The sequence below is a fragment of the Mesorhizobium sp. M1A.F.Ca.IN.022.06.1.1 genome, from assembly GCF_003952605.1.
Taxonomy (GTDB): Bacteria; Pseudomonadota; Alphaproteobacteria; order Rhizobiales; family Rhizobiaceae; genus Mesorhizobium.
Map to the genome: position 1 here is coordinate 1,907,660 of NZ_CP034455.1, position 15,668 is coordinate 1,923,327.

General features: G+C 58.0%; 13 protein-coding genes and 1 pseudogene. 7 read left to right on the forward strand and 7 right to left on the reverse strand.

What is annotated here, in order from left to right; all coding sequences use genetic code 11:
* Positions 1-88: 88 nt before the first annotated feature.
* On the reverse strand, positions 89-349 hold the full coding sequence (locus EJ078_RS09215) for a hypothetical protein (protein WP_095769041.1): 261 nt from the start codon (positions 347-349) through the stop codon (positions 89-91).
* Between the two features lie 217 nt (positions 350-566).
* On the opposite strand from EJ078_RS09215, the gene EJ078_RS09220 reads away from it, so the two are divergent.
* Complete coding sequence (locus EJ078_RS09220) at positions 567-2,729, forward strand: prolyl oligopeptidase family serine peptidase (protein ID WP_208721218.1); 2,163 nt, start codon at positions 567-569, stop codon at positions 2,727-2,729.
* A gap of 38 nt (positions 2,730-2,767) precedes the next feature.
* Entirely contained in the window at positions 2,768-3,466 is a 699-nt protein-coding gene (locus tag EJ078_RS09225; RefSeq protein ID WP_135929615.1) for an OmpW family protein, read from the forward strand.
* Between the two features lie 741 nt (positions 3,467-4,207).
* On the opposite strand, the gene EJ078_RS09230 is transcribed toward EJ078_RS09225, so the two are convergent.
* Entirely contained in the window at positions 4,208-4,426 is a 219-nt protein-coding gene (locus tag EJ078_RS09230; protein WP_029354714.1) for a helix-turn-helix transcriptional regulator, read from the reverse strand.
* A 109-nt stretch (positions 4,427-4,535) separates the two neighbouring features.
* Here EJ078_RS09230 and EJ078_RS09235 point away from each other — a divergent pair, with 109 nt between their 5' ends.
* Positions 4,536-4,802, forward strand: coding sequence for a DUF2285 domain-containing protein (locus tag EJ078_RS09235; RefSeq protein ID WP_128261181.1), 267 nt, complete (start codon positions 4,536-4,538; stop codon positions 4,800-4,802).
* A gap of 478 nt (positions 4,803-5,280) precedes the next feature.
* On the opposite strand, the gene EJ078_RS09240 is transcribed toward EJ078_RS09235, so the two are convergent.
* Positions 5,281-5,514, reverse strand: a complete 234-nt coding sequence (locus tag EJ078_RS09240) for a helix-turn-helix transcriptional regulator (RefSeq protein ID WP_029354710.1) — start codon at positions 5,512-5,514, stop codon at positions 5,281-5,283.
* Between the two features lie 116 nt (positions 5,515-5,630).
* On the opposite strand from EJ078_RS09240, the gene EJ078_RS09245 reads away from it, so the two are divergent.
* Positions 5,631-5,912, forward strand: a complete 282-nt coding sequence (locus EJ078_RS09245; protein ID WP_051695304.1) for a DUF2285 domain-containing protein — start codon at positions 5,631-5,633, stop codon at positions 5,910-5,912.
* Positions 5,913-6,458: 546 nt separating this feature from the next.
* Here the strand turns inward: EJ078_RS09245 and EJ078_RS09250 are convergent.
* Positions 6,459-7,196: a LuxR family transcriptional regulator gene (locus EJ078_RS09250; RefSeq protein ID WP_127313477.1), complete on the reverse strand. Its 738-nt coding sequence runs from the start codon at positions 7,194-7,196 to the stop codon at positions 6,459-6,461.
* 993 nt (positions 7,197-8,189) lie between these two features.
* Positions 8,190-8,630 (reverse strand): annotated as a pseudogene (locus tag EJ078_RS30245) (IS481 family transposase); the annotation flags it as partial.
* 723 nt (positions 8,631-9,353) lie between these two features.
* Between EJ078_RS30245 and EJ078_RS09255 the strand changes: the two are divergent.
* On the forward strand, positions 9,354-11,798 hold the full coding sequence (locus tag EJ078_RS09255; protein ID WP_127313476.1) for an FAD-dependent oxidoreductase: 2,445 nt from the start codon (positions 9,354-9,356) through the stop codon (positions 11,796-11,798).
* A 754-nt stretch (positions 11,799-12,552) separates the two neighbouring features.
* Here the strand turns inward: EJ078_RS09255 and EJ078_RS09260 are convergent.
* On the reverse strand, positions 12,553-13,290 hold the full coding sequence (locus EJ078_RS09260) for a class I SAM-dependent methyltransferase (protein ID WP_091598019.1): 738 nt from the start codon (positions 13,288-13,290) through the stop codon (positions 12,553-12,555).
* 100 nt (positions 13,291-13,390) lie between these two features.
* Positions 13,391-13,810, reverse strand: a complete 420-nt coding sequence (locus EJ078_RS09265) for an SET domain-containing protein-lysine N-methyltransferase (protein WP_091597921.1) — start codon at positions 13,808-13,810, stop codon at positions 13,391-13,393.
* Between the two features lie 1,062 nt (positions 13,811-14,872).
* Here EJ078_RS09265 and EJ078_RS09270 point away from each other — a divergent pair.
* Both EJ078_RS09270 and tnpB read left to right on the forward strand, forming a co-directional pair.
* Complete coding sequence (locus EJ078_RS09270) at positions 14,873-15,307, forward strand: transposase (protein ID WP_024505581.1); 435 nt, start codon at positions 14,873-14,875, stop codon at positions 15,305-15,307.
* Complete coding sequence (gene tnpB, locus EJ078_RS09275; RefSeq protein WP_024505580.1) at positions 15,304-15,660, forward strand: IS66 family insertion sequence element accessory protein TnpB; 357 nt, start codon at positions 15,304-15,306, stop codon at positions 15,658-15,660. The genes EJ078_RS09270 and tnpB overlap by 4 nt, the downstream gene beginning before the upstream one ends.
* Positions 15,661-15,668 lie beyond the last annotated feature (8 nt).

The window sequence follows — 15,668 nt, forward strand, 5'->3', positions numbered from 1 at the left end:
CAGCGGGCAGGCAGACGTTGACCCACAACAATCAAGGGGACGGTGCAGGCCAAGATTGCGGCAGGGCTTGGGCCCCCCACCCTTCTCCTCAGAACTCCGCTGCTTCCAGCTGGCGGCTGAAACTCACAGGCGCAGCCAGCTTGGTCTCTAACAGCATCGATCGCATCATGGTGTCTGCCATGAATCCGTGTGCGTGAAGCGCTCCAGAGCGAAGATGTTGGGCGTCAACCAGGTTCACTCCAATGAGCTTCACTTCTCGAGTTCTGCACAGTGTCCACGACTGGCGCCGGAGGTTGATCCGGTGATTAGGAGGAGCACTCGTTGTCGGATTCTCGACGATGTCGGACATGTGACACAACGCTTCCAGAGCGATCGCATTGTTCCGAAACGATTTTCCCAGTTGGCACGAAGGTTGCGGCCCTATGCGCAAAAGCACTGCGATGCCGCACCGACTGGAAGAACTCATCAATGATCACGCTTTTCGAACATGTGGGCGCCGCTACCGACACTGAGCGTTCCCGAGCCGACGGAAGCCTCTATCCCTTCTTTCTGAAGGCTGTCCGGACATGAACGCATTTGATGTCCGTCCAACGCTTGATGCTCCCGACGACGATCCCTATGTCTGGCTTGAAGATGTAGAGGGCGAGCGGGCACTTGCCTGGGCCGCCGGCCAATCGGCAAGGACTCTGAAGCACTTCGGTGGAACGCAGTTCGAGCGCGACCGCGCGGCTCTGACAGCCATTTTCGACAATCGCGACAATCTTCCCCTGATCGCGCGCCGTAGTCAGTACCTCTACAATTACTGGCGAGATGACGGTAATCCACGCGGACTGTGGCGCCGGACCACCCTTGCCGCCTACATGAAGGCGGATCCCCAATGGGAGCTACTGCTCGATCTGGATGCTCTCGCGGCTAGCGACGGAGAGGACTGGATCTGGGACGGCGCGTCCATCGAGCCGGAGAGACGGGAAAGAGCCGTTCTGCGCCTGTCGCGCGGCGGCAGCGACGCGGTCGTGCATCGCGAATTCGACCTGATTTCTCTGAGCTTTGTCGCCGACGGCTTCAACCTCCCCGAGGCCAAAGGCTACGTTAATTGGCTGGACCCTGACACGCTTCTGCTTTCCAGTGCGCTTGGTAATGGCATGGCCACCCGCTCCGGCTATGCGCGCACAGTTCGACTGTGGAAGCGTGACGCGGATCCCCTCACCACGCCGGCAATCTTCGAGGCCGGGTTCGAAAGCTTCCAAGTGTCTGGTCATTCGGACCGCACCGGCCGCAGCGAGCGCCTTTGGTTCATCGAGCAGCCGGCCTTCTTCGAGAAGATCAGCTGGATCGGCGATAGGAGCGGGCCGAGGAGGCAGATCGATCTTCCTCGCGACGCGTCGTGGCGGGTCTTCGGCGACTGGCTGGCGGTAAGGCCGCGCAAGCCCTGGACGGTGGGAGGCACCACCCATCCCGCCGACGCGCTGATCGTCATCTCGCTTTCCACTTTCCTCGCCGGCGGACGCCGTTTTGAGACCCTGTTTCAACCAGGGGAAAGGCGCTCCATGCAGTCATTCTTCTGGAATGACGGGAAGCTCATTATCTCTTACCTCGTCAATCTCGCACCGCGTTTCGAGATGTTCACTCCCGGCCACCAGGAATGGACGCGCCGAGTCCTGAACACCCTGCCCGCCGAAGGTACTGTCGACGTCTGGTCATTCGATGCGGCAGTTCACGAGACCAATGGAGAGGTCCTGATCTGTGCTCAGGATCCGATCACGCCGCCGCAGCTCTTGCTGTTCGATCTGAATGCCGCGCCGTCTCTCAGCGCTTCAGCAATCCTGAAGCGCAGCCCGGAGAATTTCGATGCATCCGGACTGGTGGTCACGCGCCACGACGCAATCTCTATCGATCATGAGCTGATCCCCTATACGCAGGTTGGTCCGGCGAACGGGAACGGAGATGCTCCGATTCACCTTTCCGCTTATGGCGGGTTCGGCGTATCACTCCTGCCCTACTACAACTCCCCGCTGGGCAAGCTGTGGCTCGAGCGCGGCGGCACGTGTGTGGAGGCGAACATCCGCGGCGGCGGCGAGTTCGGCACCCGCTGGCATGATGCCGGGCGCAGGGAGGGCAAGCGTCTGGCCCATGACGATTTCGCCGCCGTTGCCGCCGACCTCGTGCGAAGGGGCATCACCCTGCCGAGGCGGATTGCCGCCGAGGGCGGCTCAAACGGCGGCCTGCTGATCGCCAACATGCTGACCCGCTATCCTGAGCATTTCGGGGCTCTGTTCTGCACAATTCCGCTTATCGACATGCGTCGCTACACCAAGCTCTTAGCGGGCGCGAGCTGGATCGACGAATATGGCGATCCGGACAAGGCTCACGATTGGGCTTTCCTGAAGGAAATCTCCGCCTATCACGCCGCGGCGCCGGGACAGCCCTATCCGCCTATCCTGATCGCCACCACGAAACGCGACGACCGCGTCCATCCGGGCCATGCGCGCAAGATGGCCGCAAAACTGCAGGCTCTTGGCTATCCCGCTTACTTCTACGAGGCCAGCGCAGGCGGGCACGGCTACGGCAAGGACAATCGGGAGCAAGCCGCATTCATCAGTCTAGGCACCAATTTTCTCCGCAGCGCAATCGACTTCAACGATCACCTTCCGGAGATGGCGGTACGCGTTGCAACGCAAGAGGAGCATTTGAGCTCCATCAACAATTCATTCGAGCAGGAGACGAAATAGTGCAGTGCATCCTTTCTGAACATCAAGGAGTGAATATCATGGCGAGAACGCGAATGGGCGTAGCGCGGGCAATAGCAGCGGCGGTGGCCCTGATCATCGTGGGACAGCAGGCCGTCGCCGCGGAGCCTGCGCAAGCAGAGACCGTCCTGGCGGAGACGGGAGCCTCGGTCACCGAAGCGCCAAGCCCTTGGCAGGTCCGCCTGCGGGGGTTGGGCGTCGTTACGAAAGATCTGGGCTACGTTGATACGCTTCCCGGCTCCGGTCTTTCCTATTCGAACACGGTGACGCCGGAACTCGATATCTCGTATTTCTTCACCGACAACATCGCCGCCGAACTCATACTCGGTACCACCTATGCCAACATCGCGGGCCAAGGGACGATCGGTGGGTTGGGCAGCATCGGCAAAGTTTGGCTGCTGCCGCCGACGCTCACGTTGCAGTACCATTTTACCGATTTCGGCGCGTTCAAGCCCTATGTCGGCGCCGGCGTGAACTACACGGTTTTCTATAACCAGGACACCGGCAGCGCCGACGCTCTCAAGGTGAAGAATACGTTCGGCACGGCGCTGCAGGTCGGTTTCGACTACATGGTGGACGAGCACTGGGGCGTCAACTTCGACGTGAAGAAGCTTTTCCTGAAGCCGGACTTCGACGTCACGGTGGCCGGCGCGAAGCTGACGGGGAAGGCGGAGCTCGATCCCTGGCTGATAGGCGCAGGTGTCACCTACCGCTTTTGAATATCAGAGTGAAGTCTGCTTCCCGACTGCCGGTTTAAAGTGAAGGGCGCCTCGCGCGCCCTTTTTTTACGGTCGACACTGCAGGGCAAGACCTCATGAAGCTATTGTCGGGCGGGGTTCTCTTCTGGCGGACCAAGAAGGTGCACTGGCCAACCGGCCTTGCGCCTGAGATGGAGTGCTTAGAAGCGCTTTGGATCGGGACGGGCTTTGGTATTATGGGTGGAATGCTTCAGCCAGACCATTTGCCAGCATCGTCTCCCGGACGTCATGTCTGAGCTTCGTGTCAGCGCAAGGCGAACACGCGGCTCCTAGATGCCGACACGATGGCTGGTTCAGCCATGCTGCGACAGTTGCCTGTTTTTTCAGTTCCTTTGCTGTTCGCGCGCTAACCGTAACGCTCCATACCAGTCTCGCGTGCCTGTCCCCGTGGGTGGGCGGCAGAAAGCGATTAGGCCCGCTGAAAGCGGCGGACCGCATCCGAAGGACCGTAACGAAGAGAAGGACCTGAAGCGAGAGCGAAGGTTGCGGGAGGCCGCGGCGGGCCTAAAAGGGGATGCCGACCAACCCCCACGCCCCAGGAAAGGCTGACAAAAACCGCAACGGCCGACTGTCCAATAGGGTGCGCCCGTGCCAGGCGAGCCAAATGGCAGGGGCTGCCGGGGGGCCCTAAGAAAAGCGGATGGGGTTCACGAGCACCCGGCGCGCGCCGTCAGGCCGCCAGGTACTTGGAGGGCAGGTGCATCAGGCCTGTTTGTCGGGCCGAACCAGATCCATGTGGCTGACGCCGAGGGCCAATGCCAGTTCATAGATCGTGATAATTGTCGGATTTCTTCGGCCTTTCTCCAAGCCGCTGATGTACTGCTGACTGAACCCGGAAATCTCCGCAAGCTGCTCCTGCGTCAGACGCTTCCTTTGCCTGATCCTCTGCACATTCCGTCCGACCAACTTGCGCATATCCATGCACGCAAGCCAGCGGATCAGGCGGCTTGAGTTTATCAACTATAATATGTAATCCACATTTAGCAGGCAGAGGGCTTCGCGGGTCCATTGGCCGGAGATAGAATTAGCGATGTTACAGCCCAAATCGAACACGCCGTTTGCCGACGAGGTCCCCTGGTCGGACCGCATTACAGCCTACGACAAGGACCACTTTACAACCTATATGAGGCTCCTGGACGCCTCAGCCGACAACGCCACTGAAGAGGAAATGGCCCGTGTGATCCTCGGCATTGATCCGGCACGCGAACCGGAGCGCGCACGGAACGTTCTTCGCAGTCATCTCGACCGTGCAAACTGGGTGGTGACGAGCGGCTACAAGGATTTGTTCGCCAGTTGACGAAATGGGCGGTGCGGTCGCTTCGCTTCAAGCAACGAAGTCGCGTAACCACCATGCATCGACGCATCACCACAGCGCGAAAGCGCTCGAAGATGATCGCGAGGACTTCCAGTCGGCGCGGATGGCCCAGCGCTTCGCAGTCTCATCGTTTTGTCCTCCGCTCGCCAATGGCTGCTTCCCAGGAAGCGGTGCGGCGGCGAGTCATGACAGGAACGGGCCCGCCGTCTGAGCCGCACCGCATCCGAAGGACCGGATGGACAACCTACTGAAAGCTCACAGCTAGCTAAGGGTTGCGGGACGCCGCGGCGGGCCTAGAAGGATGCGGCGCCACCTGCTGGGAAAGGCACAACAGAAAGAATTACGAGAGTCTAACGACGCACTAGGAGGCGCAGCGGAATGGTCGAGACGCCCTGAGCCAAGAAAAGCGGGGATCGACCCACCGGCACCCGGCACGCGCGGTGATGGGCGCGGGCGCCCACTACGTCCGCAGGCTCAACAGAATCTCACACGGATCAGCGTCGAGGGCCGCAGTTACGTCGAGAAACTCAATGATATCGAGACGCCGCTCTCCACCCTCATATTTCGCCACGAAAGATTGCGGACGACCAAGCTTCTCAGCCACCTGCGCCTGCGTCAGTCCTTTGACCTTGCGCAGTGAGATCAACTGGGCCAGAAACCGCTGGTGGCGGGGAGATCGAAGAGATTTGGGCATTTAGGTGAACCGGTCAGGTAAAGACCGGCTCAGCGACTAATCCCCGTTTCGGATTATCCCATTTTGGGATATTCTGCCTTGGATCCAGCGATCAACATGCGAGGTTCGCGGCAGACATGAATCGATCAACGGCAACAGGTAAGACTCAAAGCTCAACACTGCTCGACGAAGTCCCTTGGTCTGACCGTCTTACCGCCTACGACAGGGCGCACTTTACCACCTATATGAGGCTCCTGGACGCCTCAGCCGATGAGGCGCCCGAAGAGGAAATGGCCCATCTGATCCTCGGCATTGATCCGGCACTTGAACCGGAGCGCGCCAGGAAGGCGCTTCGTAGTCATCTCGACCGTGCGAACTGGATGGTGACGAGCGGCTACAAGGAATTGTTCGCCAGCTGACAAATGCGCAGTGCTCGGTCATACAAGTAGGCAGTTCCTGTGGCAGCCAGTGGTCAGGCTGATCGGGACCTGCACCACAGACGCGCCGGCAAAATGGACCCGGTGGCGAGCACAATTCAGTTCCCAGGAAATCGGGTTTTGGCAATTGTCCGAGCGTCTGACGTGATAGAAGGTTCCGCTCTGTCTGGATGGGTAATAGCCCGGAGCAGCGCTGCATATCGTGCCGGCGCTCGACGCAGAATGGTCCACCTCTTCGCTTTCAAGCCGGATAACCGAAAGCCATCGCCCTAAGTCAACGGTTAGAGATTACCGGCAGGCAGGTATGCAAGCGGGCCATCGTCGGAAACTATATAACCGCACGACTAGCTCGTCAGCGACGAAACACCCGCTCGAGCACCGATAGACTAAGATCACCGGCGCGGACTGGAAGAATACGGCTGCATCGCCCTGACCGAGCCGGCGGAACAGAAGATCTCGGCATCCAGTCAACGCTCGATACAAACCGCGCGATCGAATGGCCCGAGCACAAGCGGATCAAAAAGCTTCTCAGAGAATTGAGGACCCTTCGGACCCCAAAAGGGCTATAGCCTGATTTTGGGTTCGCACGCCTAGCTTCTTCTTGGCATTGTCCAAATGAAAAGCGATCGTGCGTGACTTGATGCCCAAGATGCGGCCGGTCACCCAGGCTGAATTACCCCGCGCTGCCCACCGCAGGCACTCATATTCGCGGGATGTCAGCGAAATCCCATCCACTGTTCGATCGCTCGGCAGTTTGCGGCGAACGCAACGATGAAAGCAGGCCGCCATCAGCTGAAGAGCTTGTTCGTACCGCTCAGCGACCCGAAGAAATACTGGACGAGGCTCATCGGCGGCAAAAGTAACCGCAGCGATGCGGCCGCGGAGATCGACAATCGGGATCGTCAAACCGCAGCAGATGCTGAATTGAGCCGCCTCATCGAATAGCTGCTGTTGAGCCGGCGACATTTTATCGCCCCCGAAATTCGATCCCCAGTGAAACGGGCAGCCGCCATTTCGAGCACGCAAGACCACAGGATCGAGTTTCTCATACTGATTTTCCAGATACTGTCTGGTCCAGCCGGGTGGATAGTTCGAAATTAGCCTCGGTTTGCCGGAAGGCCGTGCTGGCAAGGAGAGGTAGGCAAAGGAGATTAGGTCAAGTCGTCCGGCCGCCTCAGCCATGGCATCCCGGAAATCTGCCTCATCGATACTCTGTGACAGTCTTTCAAGGAATGTCTCGAAAACAAGTGGCAGGTCCCTCGTCATCGTCGCGCTCGATTCTTCCTCTTTCTGCACGCCTTCCGGCTGCGTCGTGTATTTCCCGACAAACGCGATTGACTTCGCGGGCGTCGCTGGGCTGACCAGGCTCCAGAATGCTGCCACACTTTCGATCTTCGCCGGTCATCCCAATCATGCTGGGCTCGCCCGATGGGCGTCTGGCAGACGCCTCTTGATCTTTCAACAGCTCAATCAGAGAATCTCCATGCATTAAATCATGACCGCCCCTGCACCGTCCAAATCAGGAGAAATCATCCTGCGCTGACCAAAAGCCATCATTGACCCAGCTTTTGCAGGAATTTTGGTCGGCATTAGCATAACAATTCGGATAGCCGCTCATCCCCCACCCAGGGCGCCATGATCCGGAACGAAGTGTTGCGATGCTTTCTTTTCTTTGATAGGCAAATCGTCTCAACAATGTTAAAATGCCTTTTCCTTGTGAACGGGATGGCGTGTGAGTATCGTCCTTTTATATACCTGACGTGATAAAATTCACCGCAATGATTATTCTGCTCTTTGTGATGTGAAGGAAGATATCTTCGGCGTTGCCGCGCTTTGGAACCGGCGACCGTGGCCCGCTGCAATGATGTAAAGGGCGAGTCTAAGCTCAATCTGCATCGGAACGTGCAGATGACCTTTACTAGACCCTCGATTCCGGACGGGCCATAATGATTCTGATTACGTGGGTCAAAAAGGGCGCCCTGCCGGCGGGGAGGTACACCCGCAGGGCGCGCCGCACAGAGGTCCTGGTCGTTGGGCAACAGGACAGCGGCGGCAGAACTGATTCGGTTACAGCTTGCGATCGAAATCCGGAACATGGTGGGCGGGTTGGGTGGAATTTGTTGGTTGAGCCAAGGAGATCGCTCGCTTATATCAGCTTCACTGGACCGATTTGCACGATTCATCGTCCATTCGCGCAGGGAATCGGCGTTTTACCCCCCCAATGCGTAGACCCAGACGTTTGCAGGCTGCCCGCAAAGCCTTTGACCGGTAGCAGGAGCCACTGTCGGTTATCACGGGCTCGACCCGGATGCCCAGCTTGGCATAATAGGCGACGGCGGCCTCCAGGAGGCAGCGGCGCTCGCCTTGCGCTCATCCGGCATGACCTGCACGAAGGTGACGCGAGAGGCGCCGTCAATGCAGACGTGGACGAACTCCCAGCCAATGCCGAGATGCCGGTTGACCGTGCCTGTCCGCCGTCTAGTGATGCGATGCCCCACCTAGACTAGCCGATGCGGCCAAGTTTGTTGAGGTCGGGATGAATGAGTTTGCCCGATGCTCCCGTTCATAGCGGCGAACGGGTTCGGGTTCCAAGGCGCTCAGCTCCTTGAGGCCCAACCGGTGTAGAACGCGGCTGACAATTGCCGGCGAGACACCCGCCTCGGCAGCGATCTGCTTCCCCGTCCAGCGCTGGGGACGCAGCCGCTCGATCGTCTGCACACGGATCTGTGACGATGTCGGACATGAGACACAAATCCCGTCAGAGCGACTCATTGTTCTGAAATGATTTTCTCATTTGGCACGACACGTGCTGTCCCAATCTACCAAAGCACTGCCGCGCCGCACGGACCAATCCCATGATCACGTTCGCCGAACATGCGTTCGCCCCCGCGACACCGAGCGTTCCCGAGCCGACGCAAGAAGGTGCGTTTGCTTTCCAATCGGCATCGAGTAACGCCGGCACGTCGAACGTCCCGAGCTTGGCTACGGCTAGACGATACCGGAAAGTTCGTGACCACAAACGCAACTTCCAGAGCAATCCGTTCTACTCATTCGCCGAAGACAGCCGCACTTGGATCGGAAAGAATTTAGTTGCGATGGCGCTCGCCCGACCAAGCGCGCGCCATCGGATCAGGACAGGTGCTTTCCGCCGTTACATGCCCGACCAAGACTATTCTGGTCCTGGCGCCATACGGCCGCGGTCCGTCGCCCGCCAGCCCGCCATGCGGCTCTGGCCGGGCACTCTTCGCGAGGGCGACAAGGGATAGCGACCTGCGGTGGCCTCGTGGTCTCGCCAGGCTCACCATTCATCCCGAACAACTGGACGGCGCGCCCCCCTGGCTCTGGCGAGGGTGCCGAAAAGAAACTGAACAGGAGCTTACAATGATAGTCGCACCAGAATTTTGCCGGGTTGAGGTATCGGAAATGAAGCCACTGCCTTCCAAAGCACGAGCCGTCATAATCGGAGGGGGCGTGTCGGGGTGCTCCGTCGCATATCACTTAGTGAAGCTAGGATGGACGGACGTGATCCTGCTCGAGCGTAAGCAACTTACGTGCGGCACGACCTGGCACGCCGCCGGATTACTCAGCGAGCTTCGCGGGTCTAGCGACATGACGAAATTGACCAAGTACTCAATGCAACTCTACTTGAGCCTGGAGGAAGAGACAGGGATTGCAACCGGACTTCGCCGCGTCGGCTCATTGTCTATCGCAGTTACCCAAGAGCGCAAGCACGAGCTCTACAGGCAACTCTCTCTCGCACCCGCCTACGGCGTGGAGGCGCGAAAGATCTCTGTGCGAGAACTCGAGGGAATGTACCCTCATATCGATGTGTCTGATGTCACTGCTGCGCTTCATTTCCCTAATGATGGACAATGTGATCCAGGCAACGTCGCGATGGCGCTGGCCAAAGGCGCACGCCAGCGTGGCGCCGCAATCTTTGAGGGAGTGAAGGTAGCCGGTGTTCAGGCGAGGAACGGACGGGTGTCGGGCGTGACATGGGAGAAGGATGGTGAGCGAGGGGTAATTGAAACAGATAACGTAGTAAACTGCGCGGGGATGTGGGCACGGGAATTCGGCGCCAGAAGTGACGTCGCGGTTCCATTGCATGCGTGCGAACATTTCTACATGATTACAGAGCCAATAGATGGGCTAAATCGACTGCCGGTCCTACGAGTTCTCGACGAATATACGTACTACAAGGAGGATGCAGGGAAAATTCTCTTTGGGGCAGTCGAACCGAAGGCGAAGCCGTGGGGGATGAACGGCATCCCGGAAAGCTTCTGCTTCGATCAGTTGTCCGAGGACTTTGCGCATTTCGAACCCATTGTTGAGAAGGCTCTCAAGCGAGTTCCGATGCTGGCAACAGCCGGTATTCGTACTTTCTTCAACGGCCCGGAAAGCTTCACTCCGGACGACCAATACCACCTCGGTGAAGCTCCTGGTGTTAGGGGCTATTGGGTCGCATGTGGTTACAACAGTACAGGAATAGCTGCCTCAGGGGGTGCGGGCTTAGCGCTGGCGCAGTGGATGAATGACGATGAGCCGCCCTTCGACTTGTCGGGCGTGGACATCCGTCGGATGGAGTCCTTACAGAAAAACCGTTTGTATTTGAGAGAGCGGGTTTCGGAGGTAGTGGGACTCTCGTTTGGCGACCACTTCCCCGCTCGTCAGATGACAACAGCACGCGGCATTCGACGCTCGCCAATTCATGAACATCTCAAGGCACGTGGGGCGGTGTTCGGTGAGATGGTGGGCTGGGAGCGAGCCAACTGGTTTGCCAGGAAGGGCCAGGAGCGTGAATACCGATACTCCTGGTATCGCCAAAACTGGTTCGATAATCAGCGCGAAGAGCACCTGGCGATACGCGAACGCGTTGGTATCTTCGACTTAACCTCATTCGGAAAAATCCGAGTGGAGGGCCGAGACGCTACCACGTTCCTCCAGCGACTTTGCTCCAATGATGTCGACGTGCCGGTTGGCCGGATCGTCTATACGCAAATGCTGAACGAGCGAGGCGGGATCGAGAGCGATCTGACCGTGAGTCGTCTCACGGAGACTGCTTTCCTGCTGGTCGTGTCAGCCCTCACATTACAAACCAATCTCTGTTGGCTTAGGCGGCATCTAGGCGACGAGTTCGTTGTTATCGTCGATGTGTCGGCGTCGGAAAGCATCCTGGCAGTGATGGGACCGAAATCGCGCGAACTGCTCGGCAAAGTGAGTCCGAATGACTTCTCCAACGAGAACAACCCTTACAGCACCTGGCAGGAGATTGAGATCGGGATGGGTCTGGCGCGGGCCCATAGAGTGGCCTCTGTCGGCGAGCTGGGCTGGGAGATCTACATTTCGACTGACCAAGCCGCACATGTGTTCGAAGTAATCGAGGCGGCGGGTGCCGATGTCGGACTCAAGCTGTGTGGGCTCCATGCCCTCGGCTCGTGCCGCATGGAGAAGGCATGTCGGCACCTCCCCGACGATGTTGGCAGCGGGGAACACGTGCTCGAAGCGGGGCTGGGCTTCGCTGTCGAGACGGCAAAGCCTGGATATATTGGCCGCGATGCGGTGCTGAGAAAACTTGAGGCGGGACTCGACCGTCGGTTGGTTCAGTTCCGCCTTAAAGACCCTGCCCCTCTACTTCATAAGAACGAAGTCGTTTTCCGAGACGGTCGGATCGCCGGAACAATCACTTCCGGAGACTACGGGCACACGCTCGGTGGAGCTATCGGCCTTGGGTATGTACCGTGCAAGGACGAAAGCGAGGCAGCTCTGCTCTCCTCTTCATACGAGATTGAGATCGCCGGCGAATGCTTTGCCGCGGAAGTCTCCCTCAAACCGATGTATGACCCGAAGGGCGAGCGGATGCGGGCTTGATTTACCAATTGGAGCCGTTCGGCATGCACGAACGTATCCTAAGTATCGAAGCTCGCAGGCCGCGCCTAATAAACGGCCTTCTGGACCTCGAAGGCGCGGTTCACGAGCCAATTGGTGCGGATGCCACGTGTTCGACTGGATTCAGCTCGAGCGCGAACGCAGGGGATGGGCGTAATCTCCGGGCGAATCGAAATGCTGGCCTCCCCGTTCAATGCGATCAAGAAGCACTGTTATAATGTCACTCTTCTACTCGCCGAACGGGCGCCAAGTTGCCAAGAGGTATCGTTTACCGAGAGCGCGGTCGTCTCGGGGCGACATGAGGCCGCCAGATAAGGGCTTTGCGAGGGATGAGCTTTGAGCAGCAATCGCGGGCCCTGTGACAGAAAGGAGGCAACTGAGACAGCAGAATGAATTAGCCCGCGTGCCCGTGGCAGTTTTGTCGACCAGCCAGTGGTCACGTGGTGCCCAGCATGGGTAGGCGTCATGTCGGTCTTGGCCAGGTCTCTTCGATGATGCCCAGGCCGGACGGATCGATCAAACCGTTATAGGTGTAGCCGCTGGGCATGGCGGGGACTTAGACCAGGGCGGTCTTTACCGCGCGGCCAGCGCCATTTTTGAACGTGAGTCGGCGCAAGTACCGGCCCAAGGTTGAGGTATGGCCCCAGGCAGCGTCCGGCCAAGGGCGGCCCAAAGATTGACATCGGCTGACCGCCGAGGCTCTCACTAAGACGAACCTTCAGAGGCAGGTCACCAACTACAAGCTGGTTCGCCGGTAAACTGAGATGTGACCTTTGGATTCATTGGTGAACGCGCCCCTCGCCCAATCTCCCCAACGCTCCGCCAGCTCCAGCCCAACGCATTCGGCCATTGTATCGAGCTCCTGGTGATAAACGTACCGAACGCGTTGTGGTAAACGTCTGACGGATGTACCAGAAAACCAGAGGATGGTTGAAGTCAAGTTCTGGTTTACTGGGTCATGGAGTACCGCATTGACAAAGGTATTCTCATGATCAACGTACATCGTAGTAGTTTTCTGGCCGCCGACAAAACCGTCCAAGGGTGGAACACGAACTTCTATTACCACAACCCCCTTCTCTGTTAGCGCCTCCGCAGCCGATCGAAGGCAGGCTATTTGCTCTTCGCGCGTGGAGAGCAGGGTGAATGTGCCATAAACACAATAGACCAGATCGTAGCGTTGTTCTGAGCTGAAATCGGAAATGTCCCCCTTCCAGGCTTTGATCACATCAGTACGTTTGGCGAGAAGTTTTAACATGCTTTCTGAATTGTCGATGCCTTCGACCCTGACTCCCCGCTCGCTCAACGGCACCGCTACGCGCCCATTGCCAATACCGAGCTCAAGAGCCCCTCCTCCTCTGGAAAGTTGCTCGAGGAGGGCAGCAGTTTCGTCTGCCTCCGCAACTTTCCCTAATAAGCTGGTAAATTTTTCATATGTGGAAGCCCTACTCTCGTCATAGGCAAAAATGTCTGACATGCTATTCTCCACATTGAACCTTCGTTGTTTTTTACAAGTAAATTAAGGATGTTTTTCCGAGTTTTGCCAAATATGACCTCTTCGTTCTGGCTGTCGCACATCATTCAACGAACTTAATAGTCTTCGGATAATCAGAGATGTTCGTGTATGTTTGTGTTATTTCCTCGTCCGCCTTTATGTCTCTAATTGCTACAAGGCTGGCCCATGCGCCGGATTCTTCATCAGCCCAAACCGTTTCTGAATTAGGGTTCACAGAATGATTTACCAACGACGCGAGTCCAAAAACAACATAGCGCGCCAAAGGACCAATTTTTTGATTTTTGTCGCCCCGAACGAAGTAATATTGAAGTACCCCTGTGAGATCTATGACATTTGCTTGTCGATCGTCAAATTCCCACGTTGGAGCTCGCTCAATTAAATCTCCAATCTTAAAATTAATATTGGCGAATAAACCACGCCCTTTTCCGGGCACTGTCTTCACATAGAGAGCGTTACTGCGATCAAAAACCCTATCGACCATCGTGTGTACCTTCTTAATCCTGAGTTTGGAGCTGATGGGCAGCGTTGAGCTTCCGGACGCGATTCACCAGCAATTACTTCAACGAAAGTCGGCGGCGTGTTGACCGAGCGCTCAGCTACGAGGCCCACTGTTCTCGCCCCAAACCTCCTCCTCACGGAGGTGCCATTGAGGCCTCGACCAAATCCAAGTATACTTTCGCCACTTCGCGTCCTCTGATAACCGGCATCCCCACTAAGGAGCGCATCGGTGGGATCGGCAAAGCGCTTCTAGGGGACGAGGTTCAATGGCTCATTCCACAACTTGTTCTCCGTGAGAGAACATAGCTAGTTCTCAACCTCGTCATACCTACCAATATGCGTGGGTTCGTTAGTTGACTTACGTTTCGCTCCAACCAACCCGGTTCACGCATTCCAAGGCCGGGACCACGTACTCGAATGGGAACCGATCGGCGAGCGCATCAAAGACGCCTTGGGAAACGAGAACGATCTTGGGTACGAACGGCAGGCATTCTATCATCCGGCCCGAACGGCGATAGGATCGGCCCGATCGAACCAGGCGAGTTCCTTGGGACTTACAGCTTCCGATCTCACGATGCAGCATCTACAACGAGATTCATCACCAGCCAACAGCGAACTACATCTCGATCTATTCACACCCCTGTTGAGTCGTCGGCGTAATGTCGGGGATCTGAGGTTCGACTCCAAAGCCTCGTTTCGCGATGATATCTTTCACGCCTGGGTCGAGCGCAACGATCCGGTGCCGACCTCGGGGATGGCCCGTATCATTCTTTCGGCGAAGTCAGAATGTGGATACGTCTTCGGTCAGTCCGCTCGCCACCGGTCAGCGCGTTATTTCGGTGACTAACCTCACGAGGTGGGCCGCCGGGCTCACATCACCTCAAGTCAGCGACCCGCACGCGCCGCAAGGCCCCAAACGTCGCCTGCACCGAAATGCTTGCCGCCAATGACCTAGGCGGTGGTAAGCGGTGTTTCCTGACCACCTTTCGGGAGTGGTCGCGATCTGTGAGGTTGCCGATCCTGTATTGGGATCGGAGATCGGCTTGTGTCTGGACTTGACCTTACGCTTGACCCGGAGCGGCAGCTTCGGCGTTTCGAGGTGATCAACGGTGCCGGCGGTCGGCGTCACTGGTCGGTGGATGACAAGGCGCGGATCATCGCAGAGACGCTGGAGCCGAATGCGATCATTTCCGAGGTCGCCCGCCGTTATGGTCTCAGGCCGCAGCAGGTCTTCGCCTGGCGCCGCGAAGCGCGCAAACAGGTCGCTTCGGTGCAGCAAGATTCTCCTGCCTTTGTGCCGGCGGTTGTGGCGGCGGCGGAACCTGTAGCCAGCCGTTCACCGAAGCAGCGGAAACGGCAAGCCACCCGAGATGCCGGCATGATCGAGCTTGAGATCGACGGCGTCGCGATGCGCGTCGGCCGGGGCGCCGATACCAAGACGGTGGCCGCAGTGATCCGCGCGCTGAAGGCGACGTCGTGATCGGGCCGACGGGTGCGGTCAAGGTCATGGTGGCGACGAAGCCCGTCGACTTCCGCAAGGGTGCGGAGGGATTGGCGGCGCTGGTGCGAGAGACAATGGGGGCCGATCCGTTCAGCGGGGCCGTCTACGTCTTCCGGGCGAAGCGGGCTGACCGGATCAAGCTGATCTTCTGGGATGGCACCGGGGTTTGCCTCTATGCCAAGCGTTTGGAGGATGGGGAGTTCCGCTGGCCGAAAGTGCATGACGGCATGATGCGGCTGACGGCCGCGCAGCTCTCGGCGCTACTCGAAGGTCTCGACTGGCGGCGAGTCCACGAGGCGCGCCGGACCCGCGTTCCAGCCCAGGCGGGCTGACCCGCGAC

Excerpts from the sequence above, each read along its gene's own strand:
- EJ078_RS09215 (WP_095769041.1), bottom strand. The coding sequence starts at position 349 with ATGTCCGACATCGTCGAGAATCCGACAACGAGTGCTCCTCCTAATCAC.
- EJ078_RS09220 (WP_208721218.1), top strand. The coding sequence starts at position 567 with ATGAACGCATTTGATGTCCGTCCAACGCTTGATGCTCCCGACGACGAT.
- EJ078_RS09225 (WP_135929615.1), top strand. The coding sequence starts at position 2,768 with ATGGCGAGAACGCGAATGGGCGTAGCGCGGGCAATAGCAGCGGCGGTG.
- EJ078_RS09230 (WP_029354714.1), bottom strand. The coding sequence starts at position 4,426 with ATGGATATGCGCAAGTTGGTCGGACGGAATGTGCAGAGGATCAGGCAA.
- EJ078_RS09235 (WP_128261181.1), top strand. The coding sequence starts at position 4,536 with ATGTTACAGCCCAAATCGAACACGCCGTTTGCCGACGAGGTCCCCTGG.
- EJ078_RS09240 (WP_029354710.1), bottom strand. The coding sequence starts at position 5,514 with ATGCCCAAATCTCTTCGATCTCCCCGCCACCAGCGGTTTCTGGCCCAG.
- EJ078_RS09245 (WP_051695304.1), top strand. The coding sequence starts at position 5,631 with ATGAATCGATCAACGGCAACAGGTAAGACTCAAAGCTCAACACTGCTC.
- EJ078_RS09250 (WP_127313477.1), bottom strand. The coding sequence starts at position 7,196 with ATGACGAGGGACCTGCCACTTGTTTTCGAGACATTCCTTGAAAGACTG.
- EJ078_RS09255 (WP_127313476.1), top strand. The coding sequence starts at position 9,354 with ATGAAGCCACTGCCTTCCAAAGCACGAGCCGTCATAATCGGAGGGGGC.
- EJ078_RS09260 (WP_091598019.1), bottom strand. The coding sequence starts at position 13,290 with ATGTCAGACATTTTTGCCTATGACGAGAGTAGGGCTTCCACATATGAA.
- EJ078_RS09265 (WP_091597921.1), bottom strand. The coding sequence starts at position 13,810 with ATGGTCGATAGGGTTTTTGATCGCAGTAACGCTCTCTATGTGAAGACA.